Annotated in this window: 15 protein-coding genes and 1 pseudogene; 8 read left to right on the forward strand and 8 right to left on the reverse strand. The window is 69.8% G+C overall.

The window, feature by feature from the left end; all coding sequences use genetic code 11:
• Positions 1 to 42: 42 nt before the first annotated feature.
• Positions 43 to 183, reverse strand: a complete 141-nt coding sequence (locus tag ACWF7A_RS01915; RefSeq protein ID WP_452248501.1) for a hypothetical protein — start codon at positions 181 to 183, stop codon at positions 43 to 45.
• Positions 184 to 293: 110 nt separating this feature from the next.
• Between ACWF7A_RS01915 and ACWF7A_RS01920 the strand changes: the two genes are divergently transcribed.
• Positions 294 to 776: a hypothetical protein gene (locus tag ACWF7A_RS01920; protein WP_452248502.1), complete on the forward strand. Its 483-nt coding sequence runs from the start codon at positions 294 to 296 to the stop codon at positions 774 to 776.
• Positions 777 to 1434: 658 nt separating this feature from the next.
• On the opposite strand, the gene ACWF7A_RS01925 is transcribed toward ACWF7A_RS01920, so the two are convergent.
• Positions 1435 to 4623: an AfsR/SARP family transcriptional regulator gene (locus tag ACWF7A_RS01925; RefSeq protein ID WP_452248503.1), complete on the reverse strand. Its 3189-nt coding sequence runs from the start codon at positions 4621 to 4623 to the stop codon at positions 1435 to 1437.
• 38 nt (positions 4624 to 4661) lie between these two features.
• Between ACWF7A_RS01925 and ACWF7A_RS01930 the strand changes: the two genes are divergently transcribed.
• Both ACWF7A_RS01930 and ACWF7A_RS01935 read left to right on the forward strand, forming a co-directional pair.
• Positions 4662 to 5903 (forward strand): nucleotide sugar dehydrogenase, encoded by a 1242-nt coding sequence (locus tag ACWF7A_RS01930; RefSeq protein WP_452248504.1) that lies wholly within the window; start codon positions 4662 to 4664, stop codon positions 5901 to 5903.
• On the forward strand, positions 5903 to 6997 hold the full coding sequence (locus ACWF7A_RS01935) for a hypothetical protein (protein WP_452248505.1): 1095 nt from the start codon (positions 5903 to 5905) through the stop codon (positions 6995 to 6997). Before ACWF7A_RS01930 ends, ACWF7A_RS01935 begins: the two co-directional genes overlap by 1 nt.
• A gap of 100 nt (positions 6998 to 7097) precedes the next feature.
• Here the strand turns inward: ACWF7A_RS01935 and ACWF7A_RS01940 are convergent, their stop codons facing one another.
• Complete coding sequence (locus ACWF7A_RS01940; RefSeq protein ID WP_452248506.1) at positions 7098 to 9119, reverse strand: ATP-binding protein; 2022 nt, start codon at positions 9117 to 9119, stop codon at positions 7098 to 7100.
• An 88-nt stretch (positions 9120 to 9207) separates the two neighbouring features.
• Positions 9208 to 9582: a nitroreductase family deazaflavin-dependent oxidoreductase gene (locus tag ACWF7A_RS01945; RefSeq protein WP_452248507.1), complete on the reverse strand. Its 375-nt coding sequence runs from the start codon at positions 9580 to 9582 to the stop codon at positions 9208 to 9210.
• Between the two features lie 63 nt (positions 9583 to 9645).
• On the opposite strand from ACWF7A_RS01945, the gene ACWF7A_RS01950 reads away from it, so the two are divergent.
• From ACWF7A_RS01950 to ACWF7A_RS01960, 3 genes and pseudogenes are all read left to right on the forward strand, one after another.
• Positions 9646 to 10188: an SMI1/KNR4 family protein gene (locus ACWF7A_RS01950; RefSeq protein WP_452248508.1), complete on the forward strand. Its 543-nt coding sequence runs from the start codon at positions 9646 to 9648 to the stop codon at positions 10186 to 10188.
• A gap of 131 nt (positions 10189 to 10319) precedes the next feature.
• Positions 10320 to 12128 (forward strand): annotated as a pseudogene (locus ACWF7A_RS01955) (glycoside hydrolase family 3 protein); the annotation flags it as partial.
• Between the two features lie 27 nt (positions 12129 to 12155).
• On the forward strand, positions 12156 to 12542 hold the full coding sequence (locus tag ACWF7A_RS01960; RefSeq protein ID WP_452248901.1) for a carbohydrate-binding protein: 387 nt from the start codon (positions 12156 to 12158) through the stop codon (positions 12540 to 12542).
• Positions 12543 to 12585: 43 nt separating this feature from the next.
• Here the strand turns inward: ACWF7A_RS01960 and ACWF7A_RS01965 are convergent, their stop codons facing one another.
• The 4 genes from ACWF7A_RS01965 to ACWF7A_RS01980 all read right to left on the reverse strand — a co-directional run bounded on the left by ACWF7A_RS01965 (position 12586) and on the right by ACWF7A_RS01980 (position 16680).
• Positions 12586 to 13662, reverse strand: coding sequence for a glycosyltransferase 87 family protein (locus tag ACWF7A_RS01965; RefSeq protein WP_452248509.1), 1077 nt, complete (start codon positions 13660 to 13662; stop codon positions 12586 to 12588).
• A 106-nt stretch (positions 13663 to 13768) separates the two neighbouring features.
• Entirely contained in the window at positions 13769 to 14395 is a 627-nt protein-coding gene (locus tag ACWF7A_RS01970) for a response regulator (RefSeq protein WP_452248510.1), read from the reverse strand.
• Positions 14392 to 15384, reverse strand: coding sequence for a sensor histidine kinase (locus ACWF7A_RS01975; RefSeq protein WP_452248511.1), 993 nt, complete (start codon positions 15382 to 15384; stop codon positions 14392 to 14394). The genes ACWF7A_RS01970 and ACWF7A_RS01975 overlap by 4 nt, the downstream gene beginning before the upstream one ends.
• A gap of 69 nt (positions 15385 to 15453) precedes the next feature.
• Positions 15454 to 16680 (reverse strand): aspartate aminotransferase family protein, encoded by a 1227-nt coding sequence (locus ACWF7A_RS01980; RefSeq protein WP_452248512.1) that lies wholly within the window; start codon positions 16678 to 16680, stop codon positions 15454 to 15456.
• Positions 16681 to 16756: 76 nt separating this feature from the next.
• Here ACWF7A_RS01980 and ACWF7A_RS01985 point away from each other — a divergent pair, with 76 nt between their 5' ends.
• Both ACWF7A_RS01985 and ACWF7A_RS01990 read left to right on the forward strand, forming a co-directional pair.
• Positions 16757 to 17626: a LysR substrate-binding domain-containing protein gene (locus tag ACWF7A_RS01985; RefSeq protein WP_452248513.1), complete on the forward strand. Its 870-nt coding sequence runs from the start codon at positions 16757 to 16759 to the stop codon at positions 17624 to 17626.
• A gap of 2 nt (positions 17627 to 17628) precedes the next feature.
• Positions 17629 to 18612, forward strand: coding sequence for a LacI family DNA-binding transcriptional regulator (locus tag ACWF7A_RS01990; RefSeq protein WP_452248514.1), 984 nt, complete (start codon positions 17629 to 17631; stop codon positions 18610 to 18612).
• Positions 18613 to 18691: the final 79 nt, after the last annotated feature.

Below are 18691 nucleotides of genomic sequence, written 5' to 3' on the forward strand. Positions count from 1 at the left end.
CCCCGCGACGAACCCCGGCACCGCACCCTCCCGCTCAGATGATCAGGACGATAGCGGCAGCGGGCAGGACGGCGAGTGCGAGCAGGTGAGCAGGTCGTCGCACCCGGCCGAGACGGCCGCCCGCACCGTGTCGCGGACGACCTCCAGGTCCGCGATCCTCGCCTCGACCTCGCCGAGCTTCACCTCGGCGCGTTCCCGCAGACCGGACCTGCGCGAGCGTACGTCGCTCTCGCCCCTGCCTCGAAACGCACCACCCCAACACGTACCACCTGACCGGCAGGCTCGGAATCTCGTTGCTGCTGCGGGACATCGACGGCGACCTGACCCGAACCCGGTACGACGCAGCGGTCTCCGGCCCCGCCTACAGCCTGCGCTGGGACCACCATTTCGCCCTGCTCTCCGCCGCCGTGCTGGCCGGCGCGGCGTGTGATGGTCAGACTGCCGTCGCCCCGGTGGCCGAGAGCGGCGATGTCGGGCTGCCTCATCCGATGGCGCGCGAAGCGGGTTGCGGCTGGTGGCCGAGGCTGCGGCGCGTGACGGATGGGGTGATCCGGAGACCTGGCCGCGGGCTGCGGAGCGCCGCTTCCACGATGCCGGGGTCACTGCCGTGGCCGGAGCCTGCCGGGCGCAGTTTGCGGGTGATGGGGGTGCGGTTCGCGCAGCGCCGATCAGGGGTTGACGAGATCCCTGACGAGCTGCCGCGGACGGCGGAGAAGCACGTGTCGAGGCTGCTCACGAAGACAGAGCCGACCGACCGGGTGACGCTGGGAGGCTGACGGCGGACGAGTCCGACTGACTGCATCCATGTAATTGAGCTATAACCGCAGAACCTGTGGATAACCACTTACCGGCCACTGTGGACCTTTAACGACATCAATAGCGTTAATCATGCACCCAAATCGGCGAATAATCTCAGAACACGCCTGACTCGCATCAACATGCCTTAGGATGAGGTGGTCCCCGGCTCGATGTTGGCGAGCCGGGGACCACTGAGCGGCAGTCCGTGTCGTCGCTTCTGCGCGACGATCGGCTCTAGCCGAACTTCATGCTGTCCGAGCTGTCACCGGAAGCAGACGCCGAGACGCTGACGGACGGTCGTTCTAGAGCCGCGCTGGCTGACGCAGGCCCGAGAAGACTCAGCGCGGTCAGCGCCATCATGCCGCCGAGCAGGCCCAATGCTGCAGCCCGCCGGGTACCGGAACCTTGGTTCAACTTGACTTCCTTCTTGGTTGTCAGTCCCCGACTCCCAAGATCGTTGCAGACCTTCCAAGACCGATCCGCGCCGCCCCTACCCAGAGCCACTCAGGCGCGCTGCGCAATCGATTGACGTAGATCAACAACCAGACGGTGTCACCCTCGGCTGTTAATTCGCATCAGAATGAGCACTGCGCGTGGGCGTGACGCTGAATTGAATGACACCCAGCCTGATGAACGCTATTCCAACCCGCCAAGAAGTTCTTGGTCAGATAACACGCCCGTCTGAGATGAGAGACGTCCCAGAGGTATCTCTGGTTGCACGAAATCAGCGAGTTCATCAAGATGCACCGCGATCGCATCAGCCCTCGGGTCCCCGATGTCCCGAAACGCGGAGAACGAGGCCTGCCACCGCTCGACCGCCAGCTCGCGTTCCCCCGCCCGCCACTCGATCTGCCCCGCGATGTCCAGCACCATCGCTTCGACCTCACGATCCACACCGGCGGACAGCTCTAGCGCCCGCGTCGCGTAGTACCGACCCAGGTCCAGGTCGTCCGCCTTGATGATCGCCGCCAGCAGCGCCAATGCCCGCGCCTCGCCGGCTCCGAAGTGCGCCTGCTGGAACAGCCCGATCGCGAGGTGACAGCTTGCCTTCGCACCGAACGAGTCGCCGAGGTCGAACGCGAGCTGGGCGAGCATCAGGCGGGTTCGGGCCTGGCCGAGGCTGTCGCCCAACTTCTCCCGCAGGTGCAGCGCTTGATAGAGATGCGAGGCCGCCTCGTCGAGCCGGTTGCCCGCGCCGCAGGCCACACCGAGCCGATGTAGAATTCCAGCTCGCGTGTCATCGCTGATCGCCAACGCGAGCGCCTGCTGGTACATCTCGATCGCACGGGGCACGTTGTGCACGCCCTGCAGGCACTCGGATTGGTTGCGCAGCAGCACGGCGAGCGTCTCGGGGTCGTCTCGGTCACCGAAGATCGAGCGGGCCTCGCGGAAGCACCGGTCGGCCGACTCGTGGTCGTGTCTCAGTGTCATGTGGACGAAGCCCAAGTTCTGCAACGTGTCCACGACGGTGCCGATCTCACCGCATTCGCGAGCCGCTGCGGCACCTGCCTCCATCACCGCCACGACAGTGTCGTTGCGGAGGTAGCGAAGGAAAAGCTCGCCCACCGAGTTCGCGAGGCGCCAGATGTGGTCGGGGTCGGCGACGTGTTTGATGACGCCGACGAGCGCGGCTTCCTCCTGCAGGCACCACCGGGCGACGTCGTCCTCGTCGGCGAAGTGCCGCGGGTTCACGCCAGGAGGCAGTGCGAGCATCGGCACCTCTTCACGGAAGCCGACGACACAGCGGTCCGCGTTGTTCACCGTGTGCGTGTACCAGGCGAGCATCCGGCCCACCGCCGCGGCGCGTTCCGCCGGGGGCTCGTCGAGTTCCGCTCGCTCCGCCGCGTATTCGCGGAGAAGATCATGCATTCGGTAGCGGTCGCCGTCCGTCGAGTCGACTAGACGCGTCCACACCAACGAGTCGACCAACTGGCGTGCGTCTTCGCGGTCGACCCCGGCCAGTGCCGCCACGATGTCGAGCGACACCTCACGTACTGGATGCAGGCCCAGCAAGCGAAAGAGCTTGGCCTGGTCCTCTGTCAGGTTCTGGTACGACAGTTCGAACGCGTTCCGGATGCTGCCGGACGTTCCGCTTCTCAGCGACAGCAACGCGCTGCGCGAAGCGAGCACGCGAACGAAGTCCTCCAGCGACCGGCGTGGCTGGGCCGCGACCTGTTCGGCGATCAGTTCCATCGCGAGCGGCATGCCATCCGCCAATGCCGCCAGCCTCACCACCGCACCGGGTGCCGCGGAAGCCCGGTCTCCCAAGCGGTTGCGCAGCCATCCGACAGTCTCCTGCTCACCGAGCGGGTCCACGGTCAGACAGCGGGCCCGGTCACGGACCGCGAGGTCGCTCAGGCGGGTGCGGCTCGTCATGAGCACGACACATGTCGACAGCGCCGGCAAGAGTGCCCGAACGTGACTGGTGTCCGCGACGTTGTCCAGAACCACGAGCATGCACCGGTTGGCGAGCAGTTCCCGCAGCCGGGCGGTTCGGGCTTCGACCGACGGGATCGAGTCGGCGGCGACACCGAACTCGGCCAGCAGGTCCTTCACCACCTGTCCAGCTTCCACTCGCGGGCCGTGCGCCACGCCGTCCAGGGACGCGAACCAATAGCCGTCCGGGAAGCGTTCCCGCACTGACGACGCCCAGTGCAGCGCGAGGGTCGTCTTGCCGACTCCCGGTGGCCCGTCGAGCACGACGAGACGGGATTGCGGGTGCGGGAGAACAAGATCGTTCAGCTTCGCCAGCAACGTCTCTTGGCCGGTGAACGCGTCAGCGCCGTGAGGCAGGTACCGTGGCCTCGGGCCAGACTTCACCGGTGCGCTCTGCTGGTCGTGTCGGGAGCGCAGTTCCTCGTAGAGGCGGAGCAGCTCGCCTTCCGAGCCGTCGGCGATCTCCGCCACGATCCGTCGCCGCACACTCACGTGGTACTGCGCCGCCTCGACCCTCTTGCGCAGTCCGAACAACGCCACGAGGCGATGCCGGGCCAGCATGACGTCGAGGTCGTGCTCCGGCTGGATCTCGTTGAGGTGGAACAACATCTGCTCGAACCGGCCCAGCTTGCCCAGGCCGTACAGGAGTGCGTTCATGGCAGGGAGGTAGTGGTAGCGCACCGCGGAGTCGCGGCGCTCGCACGCGAGGTCGCTGTCGAGATCGGCGAACAGGTCACCGCTCCACAAAGCGATCGCCTGTTCGGACAACGCGCACGCCTTCTCCAGGTCGGGTGTCGCCTGGTAGGCCGCGGCCTTCGCTTTCCGCGCCAGTTCGATCGAGGCGTAGAAATCGATCAACGACCGGTCGACGTCGATCTGGTAGGCACGTTCCACATTGGAGATCACTCCGGGCAGGCCCGCGGCGCGCAGCGCCGCCTTGATGCGGGCGACGTAGGTCTGCAGGGTCGGGTAGGGATTGCTCGGGCCGTCGTCCGCCCACACCCACTGCGCGAGCATGCGCACCGATACCGGCTTGCCCGCGTTGAACAACAGCACCGCGAGAACGGCACGATCTTTAGGCTTCCCCCAGTTCTGGACGAAGCCGTCTGCCGTCCTCAGGCCTGTGCGCCCGAGAATCCTGAATGCGATCTCCACCCGCGCCACCCCTCGCCAGGTGCATCTCTCTCCCGCGAGCAGTGTGCTCCCAACCAAGAGGGCTTTCCAGAGAAGTTGCGAATTCGAAGCCCGATCGGCGTACTGAAAGCACTCTGAAACCGCAGGCAGTCCAGCGCGCATGGAAAACGCTTCCCGGATTGCACTGGCACTGCGGTTCACCTGCGCGTTCAGCGGGCTCGTGGTGTGCGGAAAGGCATTCGGGCAACGTCGCACCGCACCTTGGTGTCCACAAACCCATTGGGAGGTGCGTTGTGGACATCATCGACATCACCGTCATCGGACTCGGCTTCACCGGATTGCCGACCGCCGTCGCGGCGGCGCGGTCGGGCTTGACCGTTCTCGGCGTGGACGCCAGTGCGGAACGGGTTCGCGAGATCAGCGAGCAGCGGCCCGGCTGCGGACTCACGACGGTCGCGGACCACGAGCTGAATTCCGCGTTGGCCAGCGGGCGCCTTTTGTTGCGGCACAACGCGCAGGGAATTCCGCACTCGAACGTCTACGTGCTGTGCGTGCCGACGCCGGCCGGGCGGCATGGACGGCTCGACGTGTCGTTGCTCGCGCAGGCGGCCGACGAGGTGGCGAAGGCCATGCGGCCCGGTGCGCTCGTGATCGTGCAGAGCACCTGTGCGCCCGGCACGGTCGAGGAGGTGGTGCTGCCCCGGATCGCGGCCGTGTCGGGGTTGTGCGCGGGACTCGACTTCCACCTCGCCCACTCGCCGGTGCGAACGGATCCCGGCAATGTCGGTGTGGAAACCGTTCCACGGGTCGTCGCGGGCTACACGCCGCGCTGCACGGAGCTCGCGGTGCGGTTCGTGAGCCGGGTCGCGCGGCGGGTCGTGGCCGTCAGTTCGACCCGTGCGGCCGAACTCGTGAAGATCTTCGAGAACACCTTCAGGATGGTCAACATCTCGCTGGCTAACGAGCTCGCGGCATTGTGCCGGGCGCAGCGCGTCGACGTCGACGAGGTGCTGGAGGCCGCGGGCAGCAAGCCCTACGGTTTCCTGCGGCACCGGCCGGGGCCGGGTGCGGGCGGTGACTGCATCCCGGTGTCGGCCGGGTTCTTCACGGCCAGCGCCCGCAGGCACGGGCTGCACTCGCCGGTGGTCGACGCGGCCATCGCGGTGAACGACGCGATGCCTGCGCACACCGTGCACCGGGTCCGGGAGGCGCTCGCCGCGCGCGGACTACCCCCGTTGCGGCGCAGCAGGGTGCTCGTCGCCGGCGTGACCTACAAGCCCGACACCGCGAACGTACGGCAGTCCGCCGCGGTGCGGGTGATCAACGAGCTGTGCGGCGAGGCGGACGTGGCCTACCACGACCCGTACGTGCCGAACCTCGTGCTCGACAACGGGACCGTGCTCGTCTCCCAGCCCGTCTCGGCGCCGGCCGACCTCGTGCTGATCATGACCAGGCACGCGGCGCACGAGCCGGTGCGGCGGGGCGACGTGCCGGTCTTCGACTGCTCGTCCGGCGACCCGGTCGAGGTGGCGTGATGTGGGAACCGTTCGGGCTCGGCTCGGAGCACCGGGTGACCGTGCCGCAGTGCCGTCAGGTGCTAGCGATGGTGCCGCACGTCGTGGCGGGCACGCGGTTGATGGACGTGCTGCCGCTGCTCGCCGCCGATCCACGGGTGCAGGTCGTCTGCACGGTGCCCGACGGATCGCCGCCGGGCACAGAGGAGTTCGTCGCGGCACAAGGCCTCTCGACGACGTCGTGGGACACCGTGCTGCGGCACCGGTTCGACCTCGTGGTCTCCGCGAGCCATCGCGGCACGGACCTGGTGCACGGCCCGGTGATGGTGCTGCCGCACGGCGCGAGCGCGGCGAAGTCCCGGCGCCTGCACGGTCACGGCCTCGACCGGGTGTCGCTCACCCGAGCGGGCCGGGTGGTGCCGGCGGCGATCGTGCTGGCGCTGGACGACGAACTCGCGCTGCTGACGGAGGCGTGTCCCGAAGCAGTGCCCAACGCGGTGATCGCGGGTGACGTCTGCTTCGACCGGCTGCGCGCGAGCCTGCCGTTCCGCGACCGCTACCGGGCCGCCGCGGGCATCGCGCCGGGCGAGACGCTCGTGACGATCACCTCGACGTGGTCGGTGAGGTCTACGTTCGGCAGCCTGCTCCCCGTCTACCGCACGCTGGCCGGGCAGACCCGGACTGCGGCGGTCCTGCACCCCAACATCTGGCAAGTGCACGGCGAGTGGCAGGTGCGGGCGTGGCTGGCCGACTGCCCGGGACTGATCATCGTGCCGCCGGACGAGGGCTGGCGGGCGATGGTCGTCGCGAGCGACGCGGTCGTCGGCGACCACGGGTCGGTGACGCAGTATTCCGCCGCAGCAGGAATTCCGGTCGTTCTCGCCCGCACACCCCAGGTGAGGACGGACAGCCTGGCCGATCGGCTGGCGGCACACGCACCCCTGCTGGACCTCGGCCAACCCGTTGTACGGCAGGCACGACGCGTACCGCTGACGATCAGCTCACGGCCCGGCGAGTCGGCGGCCATCGTGCGCCGCGCGATGTACCGGCTCCTCGGCCTGGCCGAACCGGAACGGGAGTGCGTCGCCGAACCGGTTCCGGTGCACCGTGCCTGACGGCGTCGCGCGGGCCGGCGAGCTGCTCGTGGCGCACGTCGGCCGCGCACCCGCGCGGTGGCTCGGCGTCGCGGACGTCCTGGTGTGCCCGCCGGTGCCGTCAGCGGGGATCGCGGTGCTGCTCGCCGTTCGGCTGCTCGGGGATCACCTCGGCTGCGAGGCGGTGCTCGTGCCGTTCCAGCAGGTCTCGCACGCGGACTGCCGCAGGATCGGACGGGTCGCGGAAGCACGCGAGCGCGGCGCCGTAATGCTCCCGGGCCTGCTCGTGGTCGTCCGCGAGCGTGCCCAGCAGCACCAGGGCGTCCGCGCGATCGAACGGTGACGTGCGCAGGTCGTTGCTGGCCGAGTCGAGCAACGACCTCGCGCGATCGCGTTCGCCTGCATCCGCACAGGCCCGCGCGAGGAACGTGCGCACCCGCGCCCGTTCGGCGGGATCGGTGAGCAGCGACTCGGCCAGTTCGAGCTCCGCGATCGCCTCTCCGGCACGGCCCAGCTCGATCAACGCCTGACCGATCCGCCGGCGTGCCATGGCGACGCCGCGCTCACGGCCTGGTTCGTCGCGCGCGGCGAGCACCCGCCGGTAGCAGTCGAGCGCACCGGCCGGGTCCCCTCGTTCGAGGTGAGCCCGGCCGAGCAACGACAATGCCGAGGGCTCGCTCACCGGGTCGCCGAGACCCGCCGCCAGCACGGTCTCGAGCTCGGCCGTGGCCTCCTCGTAGTGGCCGAGGTTGAGGTAGGCCATCGCGAGCCGGGTCCCGAGCCTCGCCGCCGCCACCGGATTCCCCGACTGGCGCGCCGCAGGGATGGCGAGCCGATGGGTCTCCACCCAGTCGACGTAGTGGTGCCCCTTGATGAAGAGGTGCCACATCGCCTCGCACAGCTGCCAGACCAGATCGGGCCAGCCGTGCTCGTGGGCACACCGCACGGCCGCGACGAGGTTCACTCGTTCCAGCTCCAGCCATTCGGCGGCACCGTCTCCCATCGGCTCGGCCTCGCGGTAGGCCGGTCCGATTCGCTGACGGTCCGGCATCACGGCCAGGTCGGCGGAGACCGCAGACGCGATGCACCACTCGATCATCCGCCGGAGCCCTGCTTCCAGGGACGAGTCGGCCTTGGTGCGCGCGTGGGTCCGGAGCATGTCGTGGTAGCGGAAGCGGTTGTCGGCGATCTCGATCAGAAGGTTCTTCTCCACCAGTTCTTCCAGCGCCTCCGCAACGGCATCGACCTGGTCGCCCACCATGGCCGCGGCGGGCTCCGTCCCGAAACCCGCGCCCGGCAACCATGCGCACAGACGGTACAGCCGAGCCTGCCGAGCGGGGAGGTCCACATAGGACAGGTCGAGCACCGCGGCGACCGACGCGTCGTCGTCCAGCTCCGGCAGGCGGTCATCGCGCAACTCGGTCAGCTCCCGTCCGAGTGATCGCCGCGGCCGAGCCGCCAACCGCGCGCCGACGACCGACAGCGCGACCGGGAGCCCGCCGCAGAGCCTGGCCAGCTCGCCCGCGGCGTCGGGTTCGGCGGTGAGCCGGTCGTCCTGGACGAGCTCTTCGAGCAGCCGCACGGAGTCCCGTTGCCCGAGCGGCTCGACCTCGACGAACCGCGCGCCGTCGATGCCGAGCGGGCTCAGCCGCCACCGGCTGGTGACCACGACCGTTCCCGAGGCCGGCAGCAGCGGTCTGACCTGGGCGGATGACACCGCGTTGTCCAGCAGCACCGAGAAGGCGAGGCCGGCGGTGACCGAGCGGAACAACCCCTGCCTCGCGGCGAGCGACCCCGGCACGTCTCGCATCCCGAACGCGTGCAGGAACCACTCCAGGGCGTCCTCGGGCGCGACCGGGCCGTCCGGCGAGTGCGCGCCCAGGTCGACGTAGAGCTGGCCGTCCGGGAACTCCCGGCGCCGGTCGTGCAGCCACCGCAATGCGAGTGACGTCTTTCCCACCCCGCCCGGCCCGCTGATCACCAGCAACGGCCAGCCCTCCAGCGCCGCGAGCTCGTCCTGCCTGCTCACGAAGCAGCGCGGTGCGGGCGGCAGTTGGAACGGCACGGGTATCGGCTCTTGGTGGTGCAGGTTCACCGTGCCGATCGACGACGCCTGCACCACCCTGCCCGCACTGCCCGACATAACATTTCGCACTGGTCCCGACCTCCCCGTCAGTCCAAGCTACGGCCAGGAGGGCTGCCAAATCTTCCATCACACGGGTAGCGGCGCGTCACTTCGAGACGAGGTCCATCCTCAGGAACTCGGTGACGCGGAGAGACTTCGGCGGCCGCTCCACCCCCTCGGCCAGCGCCGCGGACGCCTCCGCCTCGCTCACCACCCGCGGCGCGGACACCTCGACGTCCTCGCCGTCGACCGTGAGCTGCGCGTGGCCGGCGGCCATGACGTTGCGCACCCAGTCGGACCGCGATCCGCGGACCAGGACGACCAGGTAGCCGCCCTCGACCGGGTGCGCCTCCATCGGAGTGCGGTAGAGCATTCCCGAGCTGCGACCGACGTGGGTGAGCACCGCCCACTTGCCGCTCTTCAACGCGTGCGGGTGGAACACGCGTTTGGTGATGTGGCCCCACCATCCGGGCACAGGCATGTCGGACTCCTCTCCTGGTCCAAGACGCCGTCGGCCGCCGATCCGTTGAAGTAGCGTGCGCGGGTGGAGATCACCGACGACCGCGCCTTCCCCGCCGCGCTGGCCGCTCTGAGCGGCATCGACTTCCCCTGGGAGTACGACGAGAAGGCCGACGTGCCCTCGCCGGGCAACATCGACTACGAGCCGTACGAGGAGTTCGAGTCGGCCGAGGACACGGCCGACTGGCTCCGGCTCTGGACGGGCAACCCGGAGCTCGACAGTGCCCGGTTCCGGCTCTTCGGCAAGGACGGCACCGGCGGGCTGGCCGTGCTGTGGCTGGTGCGGGAGGGGCCGTTGACCGCGCAGCCCGTCATGTTCTTCGGGTCGGAGGGCGAGGTCGGGCCCGTGGCGACGAACCTGGGCGAGTTCCTCTGGCTGCTCGCGGGTGGCGTGGGGCCGCAGGAGGCCGTCGAGTTCGGGACGGAGAGCGGAGTGCCGAACGCGGAACTGCGTGCCGTGGCGGAGAAGTACTCCGGGATCGAACCTCGCACGCCCGCCGAGGTGCTGGCGGCGGCGCGGGCGGAGTTCCCCGGCTTCGAGGAGCAGGTCCAGTCCTGGTGCCGATAGGACCAGCGGGGGAACCGGTACTCGTTCCGGTTCCCCCATGGTCTATACCACTTTGTCGATGCGGGTTACGCTCCGGCCAACCCTGTTGTGCCGCAAGGTAAACAGGACCTCGTCCCCCGGAGGTCTGCCCTGTGAGAAAGTTCCTCGCGGCCGCACTTCTGCTCGGTGCCGCCGTCATCCCCACCGGAACGGCCGCCGCGGCCGATCCGATCTACAAGGACCCGACCCAGCCGATCCCGGCGCGCGTCGCCGACCTGCTGGGCCGCATGTCGCTCGACGAGAAGGTCGGGCAGATGACGCAGGCCGAGCGCAACGCGGTCAGCAACGCCGACCTGACGAACTTCCGCATCGGCTCGCTGTTGTCCGGCGGCGGTTCCGCGCCCTCGCCGAACAACGCCACGTCGTGGGCGAACATGTACGACGACTTCCAGCGCGCGGCGATGGCCACGCCGCTGGGAATTCCCATGATCTACGGCGTGGACGCCGTGCACGGCCACAACAACGTCGTCGGCGCCACGATCTTCCCGCACAACATCGGCCTGGGCGCGACGCGGGACCCCGGTCTCGTGCAACGGATCGGCCGCGCCACCGCCGAGGAGGTGTCGGGCACCGGCATCGACTGGGACTTCGCGCCGTGCCTGTGCGTCGCGCGCAACGACCGCTGGGGCCGCACCTACGAGTCGTTCGGCGAGACGCCCCAGGACGCCACGTCGATGACGACGATGATCACCGGCCTGCAGGGCTCGAAGCTGTCGGACTCCGGCTCGGTGCTCGCCACGGCCAAGCACTGGATCGGTGACGGCGGCACGACCAACGGCACCGACCAGGGCAACACGCAGGTCAGCGAGGCCGAGCTGCGGGCGACGCACCTGCCGCCGTTCCGCGACGCCATCGCCAAGGGCGTCGGGTCGGTGATGATCACCTACAGCAGCTGGAACGGCACGAAGCTGCACGGCCACAAGTACCTGATCACCGACGTGCTGAAGAACGAGCTCGGCTTCAGCGGCCTCGTCGTCTCGGACTGGAACGCCATCGACCAGATCGACGGCCAGGCCGGCTTCACCGCCGCCGAGGTGCGCGACTCGATCAACGCCGGCCTCGACATGATCATGGTGCCGACCGCGTGGCGTCAGTTCATCACCTACCTCAAGCAGGAGGTGCAGGCAGGCCGCGTGCCGATGTCGCGCATCGACGACGCCAACCGCCGCATCCTCACCAAGAAGTTCGAGCTCGGCCTCTTCGAGAAGCCCCTGACCGACCGCTCGTACACGCCGACCGTCGGCAACGCCGCGCACCGCGCGCTGGCCCGTGAGGCCGTGCGCAAGTCGCAGGTGCTGCTGAAGAACCAGAACGGCGTGCTGCCGCTGTCGAAGACCTCGTCGAAGATCTTCGTGGCGGGCAAGAGCGCGGACAACATCGGCTACCAGAGCGGCGGCTGGACGATCTCCTGGCAGGGCGGCAGCGGTCCGGTGACGCCGGGAACCACTGTGCTGCAGGGCATCCGAAGCGCCGTGTCGTCGTCCACGACGGTGACGTACAACCGCAACGGCACCGGTATCGACGGCACGTACCAGGCCGCGGTCGCCGTCATCGGCGAGACCCCGTACACCGAGGGCGCGGGTGACCGCCCGGGCGGTCTCGGGCTCGACGCCGAGGACATCGCGACCCTGAACACCCTGCGCGCCACCGGTGTCCCGGTCGTCGTGGTGCTCGTGTCCGGCCGCCCGCTGGACATCGCGGCGCAGCTGCCGCAGTGGCACGCCCTGGTCGCGGCCTGGCTGCCGGGCACCGAGGGCAACGGCGTCGCGGACGTGCTCTTCGGCGACCACAGGCCGACCGGCACGCTGCCGTTCACGTGGATGCAGAGCGCCTCGCAGCAGCCGATCAACGTCGGAGACGGCAAGGCTCCCCTGTTCGCGTACGGCTTCGGCGCGCAGTTCCCGGCCACGCAGAACGCGTACGGGATCATCGGCGCCTCGTACTACGACGAGCAGCGCGGCACGCAGGTCGAGCGGTGCACCGACTCGGGCTGCGGGCAGAACGTCGGCTACCTGACGCCGGGCGACCACGTGGCCTATGCGGACGTCGACTTCGGTGCCACGCCACCGACCTCGGTGACGACGCGGCTCGCGTCCGGCTCCACCGCGAACGGCAGCCTGCAGTTCCGCCTCGACAGCCCGACCGGCCCGCTGGTCGCGACGGTCTCGGCGGCGAGCACGGGCGGGTGGCAGACGTGGACCAGCCGCACCTCGGCCGCGTCCGGCGCCACCGGGGTGCACCGGCTGTACCTGGTGGCCACCGGCGGCACGGGTGGTGACCTGGCGAACGTGAACTGGTTCCAGTTCGCTCGGTAGTCGTGTGGCCCGGAACGCCGCCTCGCCGGCGTTCCGGGGCGCGTCACCAGACCGGTGGCTGAACGGGAATCCGGGCGGGAGTCCCGTTCAGCCGCCTCTGCCCGGCCCGCACGGCGCACCAGCCGAGGAACGCGAGGCCCAGCCAGACGTAGGTGTTGCCGACGACGTGCTGCCACCACGTCCACCCCAGCTCCTCGTCCCCCGCGGTCGGCATCAGCCAGTGCGGGCCGACCGCGAACACCGCCGCGACCGCGATCCGAGCCTTGCCGCGCAGCAACACCAGCGCGGGCGCGATCCACACCCAGTGGTGCGACCAGGACACCGGCGAGATCAGCAACCCGGCCGCCGCGGTCGCCACGAGAGCCGTCAGGTCGTCCCGCAGGCGCGGCAGCACCACGACCGTCAACACCAGCACCGCCACCACCGCGACGAACCACACGAACTCCGGTGCGCCGAGCCGGAACAGCAGGCCGCGCAACGACTGGTTGGCGCTGTAGGCGAGGCCACCGACGCGTTCCGGGTCGAGCATCGCGTGCAACCAGAACTGTTTCGCCTGACCAGGTGCGAGCACGGCGCACCCCACGAACGTCACCACGGCGGTCAGCGCGGGCCGCCATCGCCCGCGGCACAGGAAGAACAGCACGAACACGGCCGGGGTCAGCTTGATCGCGGCGGCAAGGCCGACGAGCAGTCCGCGTGGCCAGAACGTGCGCGGCAGCAGGCAGTCCAGGGCGACCAGGCCGAGCAGGATCAGGTTGACCTGGCCCAGGTCGAGGGTGATGCGCAGGGGTTCGAGCAGCAGGAACACCGCGGCCAGGCCGAAGCCCGCCCAGAGGCGGGCCGCCGCGGTGAAGAGACCGATGCCCAGCGCCGTGAACAGCAGCGCCGCCAACGCCAGAGGCAGTGGCGTGAGAACGCCGAACAGCATCGCCGCGAACGGCGGGTAGGTGAACCGCAGGCCTCTCGGGGCGTGGAAGTTCGCGGTGTACAGGTCCGTGCCCGCGAGCCACGCCTCGCCGCCCGCGAGGTACACGCGCAGGTCCAGCACACCGGTGCCGAAAGTGCGGAACAGGACCCAGATGAGCAGACCGGCAACCGTTGCGCCCCAGAGGTTTCTCACGAGGAGAACCCTGCTGCTCCAAGGGGTGCCTCAGGATCAGCCGGAGAGCACCGAGATCATGGCCGTCGGGCCTGCCACCGAACCGCGACTGGCCGGATGGCCATGGTCAGCCGGCCACCACGTGTGCGCGGAACGCCCACGCGACGATCTCGACGCGGTTGCGCGCCCCCACCTTGGTCTGCACGGACGCCAGGTAGGCCTTGACCGACGACACGGAGACCTTCAGCGAGGCCGCGATCTCGTTGTTGCTCAAGCCTTTCGCGACCTGACGCACGACCTCGAGCTCACGCTCGCTCAGCACCTGGGCGTCGGCGGACGCGACCGGCGGCGTCGACCGCCGCAACACCCGCAGAACCACCTGGGGCGACACGAGAACATCTCCACGCGCCGCCGATCTGACGGCCTCGGCCAGCAACCCCGGCGACGCGTCCTTCGTGAGAAACCCGCACGCGCCGAGGTCCAGCGCCTTGTTCAACACCTCGTCGCTGTCGAACGTCGTCACGACCACGACACGGGTGTGCGGCGCGAGCTGCCGGGTGACCTCCAGACCGTCGAGGCCCGGCATCCGCACGTCCACAAGGCACACCTCCGGATCCAGCGCACGCGCCTGCTCGACGGCGCTGATCCCGTCCGCCACGTCGGCGACGACGCTGATGTCCGGCTGCGCCTCCAGGATCAGACGGAACCCGGCCCGCACCATGTCCTGGTCCTCGGCGATGAGCACGGAGATCACGCGCGCACCCCCAGCGGCAGCTCGGCGGTGACGAGCCAGCCCTCACCGGTGGCGCCCGCGAAGAACCGCCCGCCCAGCTCGCTCACCCGTTCCCTCATGCCCACCAGCCCGAACCCGCCGGAGTGCGAGGGCCGCGCCCTGCCGTTGTCCACAACGGACAGCAGAACGGCTTCGGCGGTCAGCCGCACGTCCACCTCCACCGAAGTGGCGTCGACAGCGTGCTTGCGGACGTTGGTCAGCGCCTCCTGCACCAGCCGGAGCACCGACCGTCCCAGCTCGGGTGGCACGTCCGCGGCGAGCTCGACGTTCGCGCGCACCTCGAGCCCCGACTTCTCCACGAGGTGCAGCAGGTCGGCGGAGAGATCGCTGGTCGCGGCCGCGACACCGTTGTCCCGCAACGTCTTGACCATCAGGCGCATCGCGCCCAGCGCGTCGGTGCCGCCGTCGACGATGCCGTTCAGCATCGTGCAGGCCTTGTCCTTGTCCTGCTCCGCCACGACGAGCGCCGCCTGGGCCTGCACCAGCATGCCCGTCACGTGATGGGCCACCACGTCGTGCAGTTCGCGCGCCATGTCGAGGCGTTCGTCGCGCCGCGCCCGTTCCTCGGCCGCAGCCGCACGTTCAGCCCGTGACCGCTCCAGCAGACGCGCGTACTGCCCTGCACCCACGGCGGTCAAGCCGGCCAGCAGCACCAGCGGGAGGTAGGTGAGGCGGAAGCTCACCCAGGTGGCGTGCGCGGACACCAGTTCCAGCGCGGCGATCGACACCACCGCCGGCCGGAGCGGCGCCTTCCAGGCCAGCCAGAAGACGACTCCCAGCACGAGGAGCGCCTGGACGGCCGTCACCGGCGGGGTCCTCAGCACGGTGTGGCCGACCCCGGGAGCGTCCTGGAAGAACGCCCGGCTGAACCCGTTGCTGAGACCGGTCACGACCAGCACGGCCGCGCAGACGATCGCGGTGGCGGCGAACGGCCGGTGGTGTGCGCGCATGCGGGCGATCGTAGGAGAGCCGGCGGGCCGTCCGCCTCGACCGTCGGACCGAGGCGGATGGCCATGTGGTCAGGCCGCGGCGATCGCCTCGTCCAGGATGCCGACACCCAGCGCCAGCTCCTCCTCGGTCGCCGTCAGCGGCGGCGCGATCCGGAACACCCCGCCCATCCCGGGGATCTGCACGATGTTCATGTGCAGTCCCAGGTCCAGGCACTTCTGGGTGATCGGCGCGCTCAGCGACTCGTCCGCGATCTCCAGTCCCACCAGCAGCCCACGCCCACGCACGTCCGTCACGAGGTCATGACGAGCGGCGATGTCCTCCAGCCCGTTGCGCAGGAACGCGCCGAGCTTCGCCGCCCGTTCGTCGAGCCGCTCCTCGGCCAGCACGTCCAGCACCGTGTTGCCGACGGCGGCGACCAGCGGGTCCGACACGTGCGTGGTGAAGAACAGGTAGCCGCGGGCGTGCGCCTCCGCCTCGATCTCCGCGGACGTGATCACGGCGGCCAGAGGCAGCCCCGCGCCGAGGGTCTTGGAGAGCGTCAGGATGTCCGGGACCACGCCGTCGCGCTCGAACGCGTACCAGTTGCCCGTGCGGCACAGGCCGGTCTGCGCCTCGTCCATGATCAGCAGCATCCCGCGCTCACGGCACTTCTGGGACAGCGCGGCGAAGTAGCCCGAGGGCGGCTCCAGGATGCCGCCCGACGAGAGGATCGGCTCGACGATGCACGCGGCCAGCGAGCCGACGGACTGCGCGTCGATCAGGTCGAACGCCAGGTCGAGCTGCGCCTGCCAGTCACCGGACGGGGCGGGGATCGCGAAGTTGCCGGGCGTCGCGGGGCCGTAGCCCTTGCGGCCCGCGCTGTAGGTCGCGGCGGCCGCGGCGGCGGTCATGCCGTGCCACGAGCGGGCGAACGCCACGACCTCGTGCTTGCCGGTCACGAGCTTGGCCATGCGCAGCGCGGCCTCGTTCGACTCGGCACCGGTGGTCAGCAGCTGCACCTTCGAGAGCGACTCGGGCAACGTCTCCGAGAGCCGCCGGGCCAGGTCCACGACGGGCCGGCTGAGCATGCCGCTGAACAGGTGGTCGAGGTTCGCGATCTGGCGCTGCACCGTCTCGACGACGCGCGGGTGGGAGTGGCCGAGGATGGCGCTCATCTGCCCGGACGTGAAGTCCAGGACGCGGCGGCCGTCCTCGGTGAACAGGAAGCTCCCCGACGCGCTGTCGATGATCTCGCGCGTGAACGTGCCGCCGTAGCGGACGAGGTGGCGGTCGACGTCGTCCCAGAAGGTGTCCATGGACCCAAGCTAGAACCGGGTGAGCATCAGGTCCATCTCACAATCCCATGCTCGCTGTTCGGAAATACTGCACAGCATGACGCTCAACCCGTGGCGCCTGCGCCTGCTCAGCCAGCTCGACGCGCTGGGCACCGTGCGGGCCGTGGCGCAGGCCGCGAACCTCAGCGCCTCCAGCGTGTCGCAGCAGCTCGCGGTGCTGGAGAGCGAGACGCGCACGCAGCTGATCGAACGGACCGGGCGGCGCGTCCGGCTCACGTCCGCCGGGCTGATCCTGGCGCGCCGGGCGCGGTCGATCCTCGACCAGATGGAGGCCGTCGAGGCCGAGCTGAGAGGCCTGAACGACGAACCGTCGGGCCTCATCCGGCTCGGCGCGTTCCAGAGCTCGATCCACACGCTCGCCGTGCCCGCGATCCAGAGCCTCGGCCACCCCCACCTGCAGGTCGAGATCGTCGAGCTGGAACCGCACGCGAGCATGCCCGCGCTGCTCGCCGGAGAGGTCGACGTGATCATCACGACGACCGACTTCGTGGAGCTGCCGGTCCCCCGCGACATCGACGTCGTGCCGCTCGGCCAGGACCCGATCGTGCTGGTCACGCCGCCGAACCACCCCGCGGCCGACGTCGCCGCGTGCAAGGACGAGCCGTGGGCGTTCGACATCCCCGGCTCCTACATGGCGAAGCTCGCGACGCGGCTGTGCCGGCAGGCGGGGTTCGAGCCGCGGGTCGTCGGCCGGTTCAGCAACTACATGCTCTCGCTCGAGCACGTCGAGGCCGGTCTGGCGGTGGCGGTGCTGCCCGCGCTGGCCGTCGACCGCCGGTTCGACGTGGTCACGAGGGAGCTGCCGGTGACGAGGAGGATCACCGCGGCGGTGCGCCGCGGCTCGCGCGCCGCGATCACCGTGGTGCTCGACGCCCTGCATACTCGGTCGCAGTCGGACGAGAGGTGATCATGAGCAAGCGCGTCACGATCAACGACGTCGCGCGGGTCGCCGGGGTCTCGCGGCAGACGGTGTCGCGGGCGCTCAACGACAAGGGCGAGATCGACGCCGGCACCAAGCAGCGGGTCCTCGACGCAGCCCAGGAGCTCGGGTACCGGCCGAGCCGGTTCGCGCGCGGCCTGGTGCGGCAGGACAGCACCACGATCGGTCTCGTCATCCCCGACCTGCTCAACCCGTTCTTCACCGAGGTCGCGGCCGGGGCGCTGGAGGCCGCGCGCTCACGCGGCTGGCACGTGATCGTCTACGACACCGCCGACAGCATCACCGAGGAACGCGGCACGCTGGGGGTCGTCACGTCCCAGGTCGACGCGGTGGCCGGCTACTTCAGCCTGGACGAGGCCGAGCTCGACAAGCACCTCAGCGGCATGCCGGCGGTGCTCATAGGGCGTGACCACCACACGCCGCGCTTCAGCTCGATCCGCATCGACGGCGAGAAGGGCGTGCACGAGGCCATCGACCACCTCGTCGCCGCGGGTCATCGCAGGATCGGCATGCTCGACCACGCGGGCCGCGCCGAACCCAGCCTGCGCCGCGACTGGTTCGCCGACGCGATGAAGGACCACGGGCTCACCGCCCCCGTCGTCGGCAACGCAGTCCAGTCGGTCGACGGCGGCGCGGAGGCGCTCCACGAGCTCCTCGGCGAGCACCCCGGCCTCACCGCCGTCTTCACCTACAACGACGTCATCGCCATGGGTGCGCTCAAGGCCGCCCGCAAGCTCGGCAAGGCCGTCCCCCAGGACCTCGCGGTGGTCGGGTTCGACGGTCTCCAGCTCGGCACCGTCGTCGACCCGGCGCTCACGAGCGTCGCGCTCGACACCCGCCGGATCGGGGCACTCGCCATCGAGCAGGCGGGCCGGCTGGTCGCGGGCGAGACACCGTTGCCCGAGGAAGAACTGCTGGTCAGCGGCGTGCTGTTAGTGCGCGAGTCAGCCTGACCCTTGACACGGTCACGCGTTCGGCTCATGCTTCGCGCCAATCCGTGAACGTTCACGGGAGCGTTCACGGGCTCTCCGG

It is taken from the genome of Lentzea sp. NPDC055074, from assembly GCF_053608005.1.

Excerpts from the sequence above, each read along its gene's own strand:
- ACWF7A_RS01935 (WP_452248505.1), top strand. The coding sequence starts at position 5,903 with ATGTGGGAACCGTTCGGGCTCGGCTCGGAGCACCGGGTGACCGTGCCG.
- ACWF7A_RS01940 (WP_452248506.1), bottom strand. The coding sequence starts at position 9,119 with ATGTCGGGCAGTGCGGGCAGGGTGGTGCAGGCGTCGTCGATCGGCACG.
- ACWF7A_RS01945 (WP_452248507.1), bottom strand. The coding sequence starts at position 9,582 with ATGCCTGTGCCCGGATGGTGGGGCCACATCACCAAACGCGTGTTCCAC.
- ACWF7A_RS01975 (WP_452248511.1), bottom strand. The coding sequence starts at position 15,384 with ATGCGCGCACACCACCGGCCGTTCGCCGCCACCGCGATCGTCTGCGCG.
- ACWF7A_RS01980 (WP_452248512.1), bottom strand. The coding sequence starts at position 16,680 with ATGGACACCTTCTGGGACGACGTCGACCGCCACCTCGTCCGCTACGGC.
- ACWF7A_RS01985 (WP_452248513.1), top strand. The coding sequence starts at position 16,757 with ATGACGCTCAACCCGTGGCGCCTGCGCCTGCTCAGCCAGCTCGACGCG.
- ACWF7A_RS01990 (WP_452248514.1), top strand. The coding sequence starts at position 17,629 with ATGAGCAAGCGCGTCACGATCAACGACGTCGCGCGGGTCGCCGGGGTC.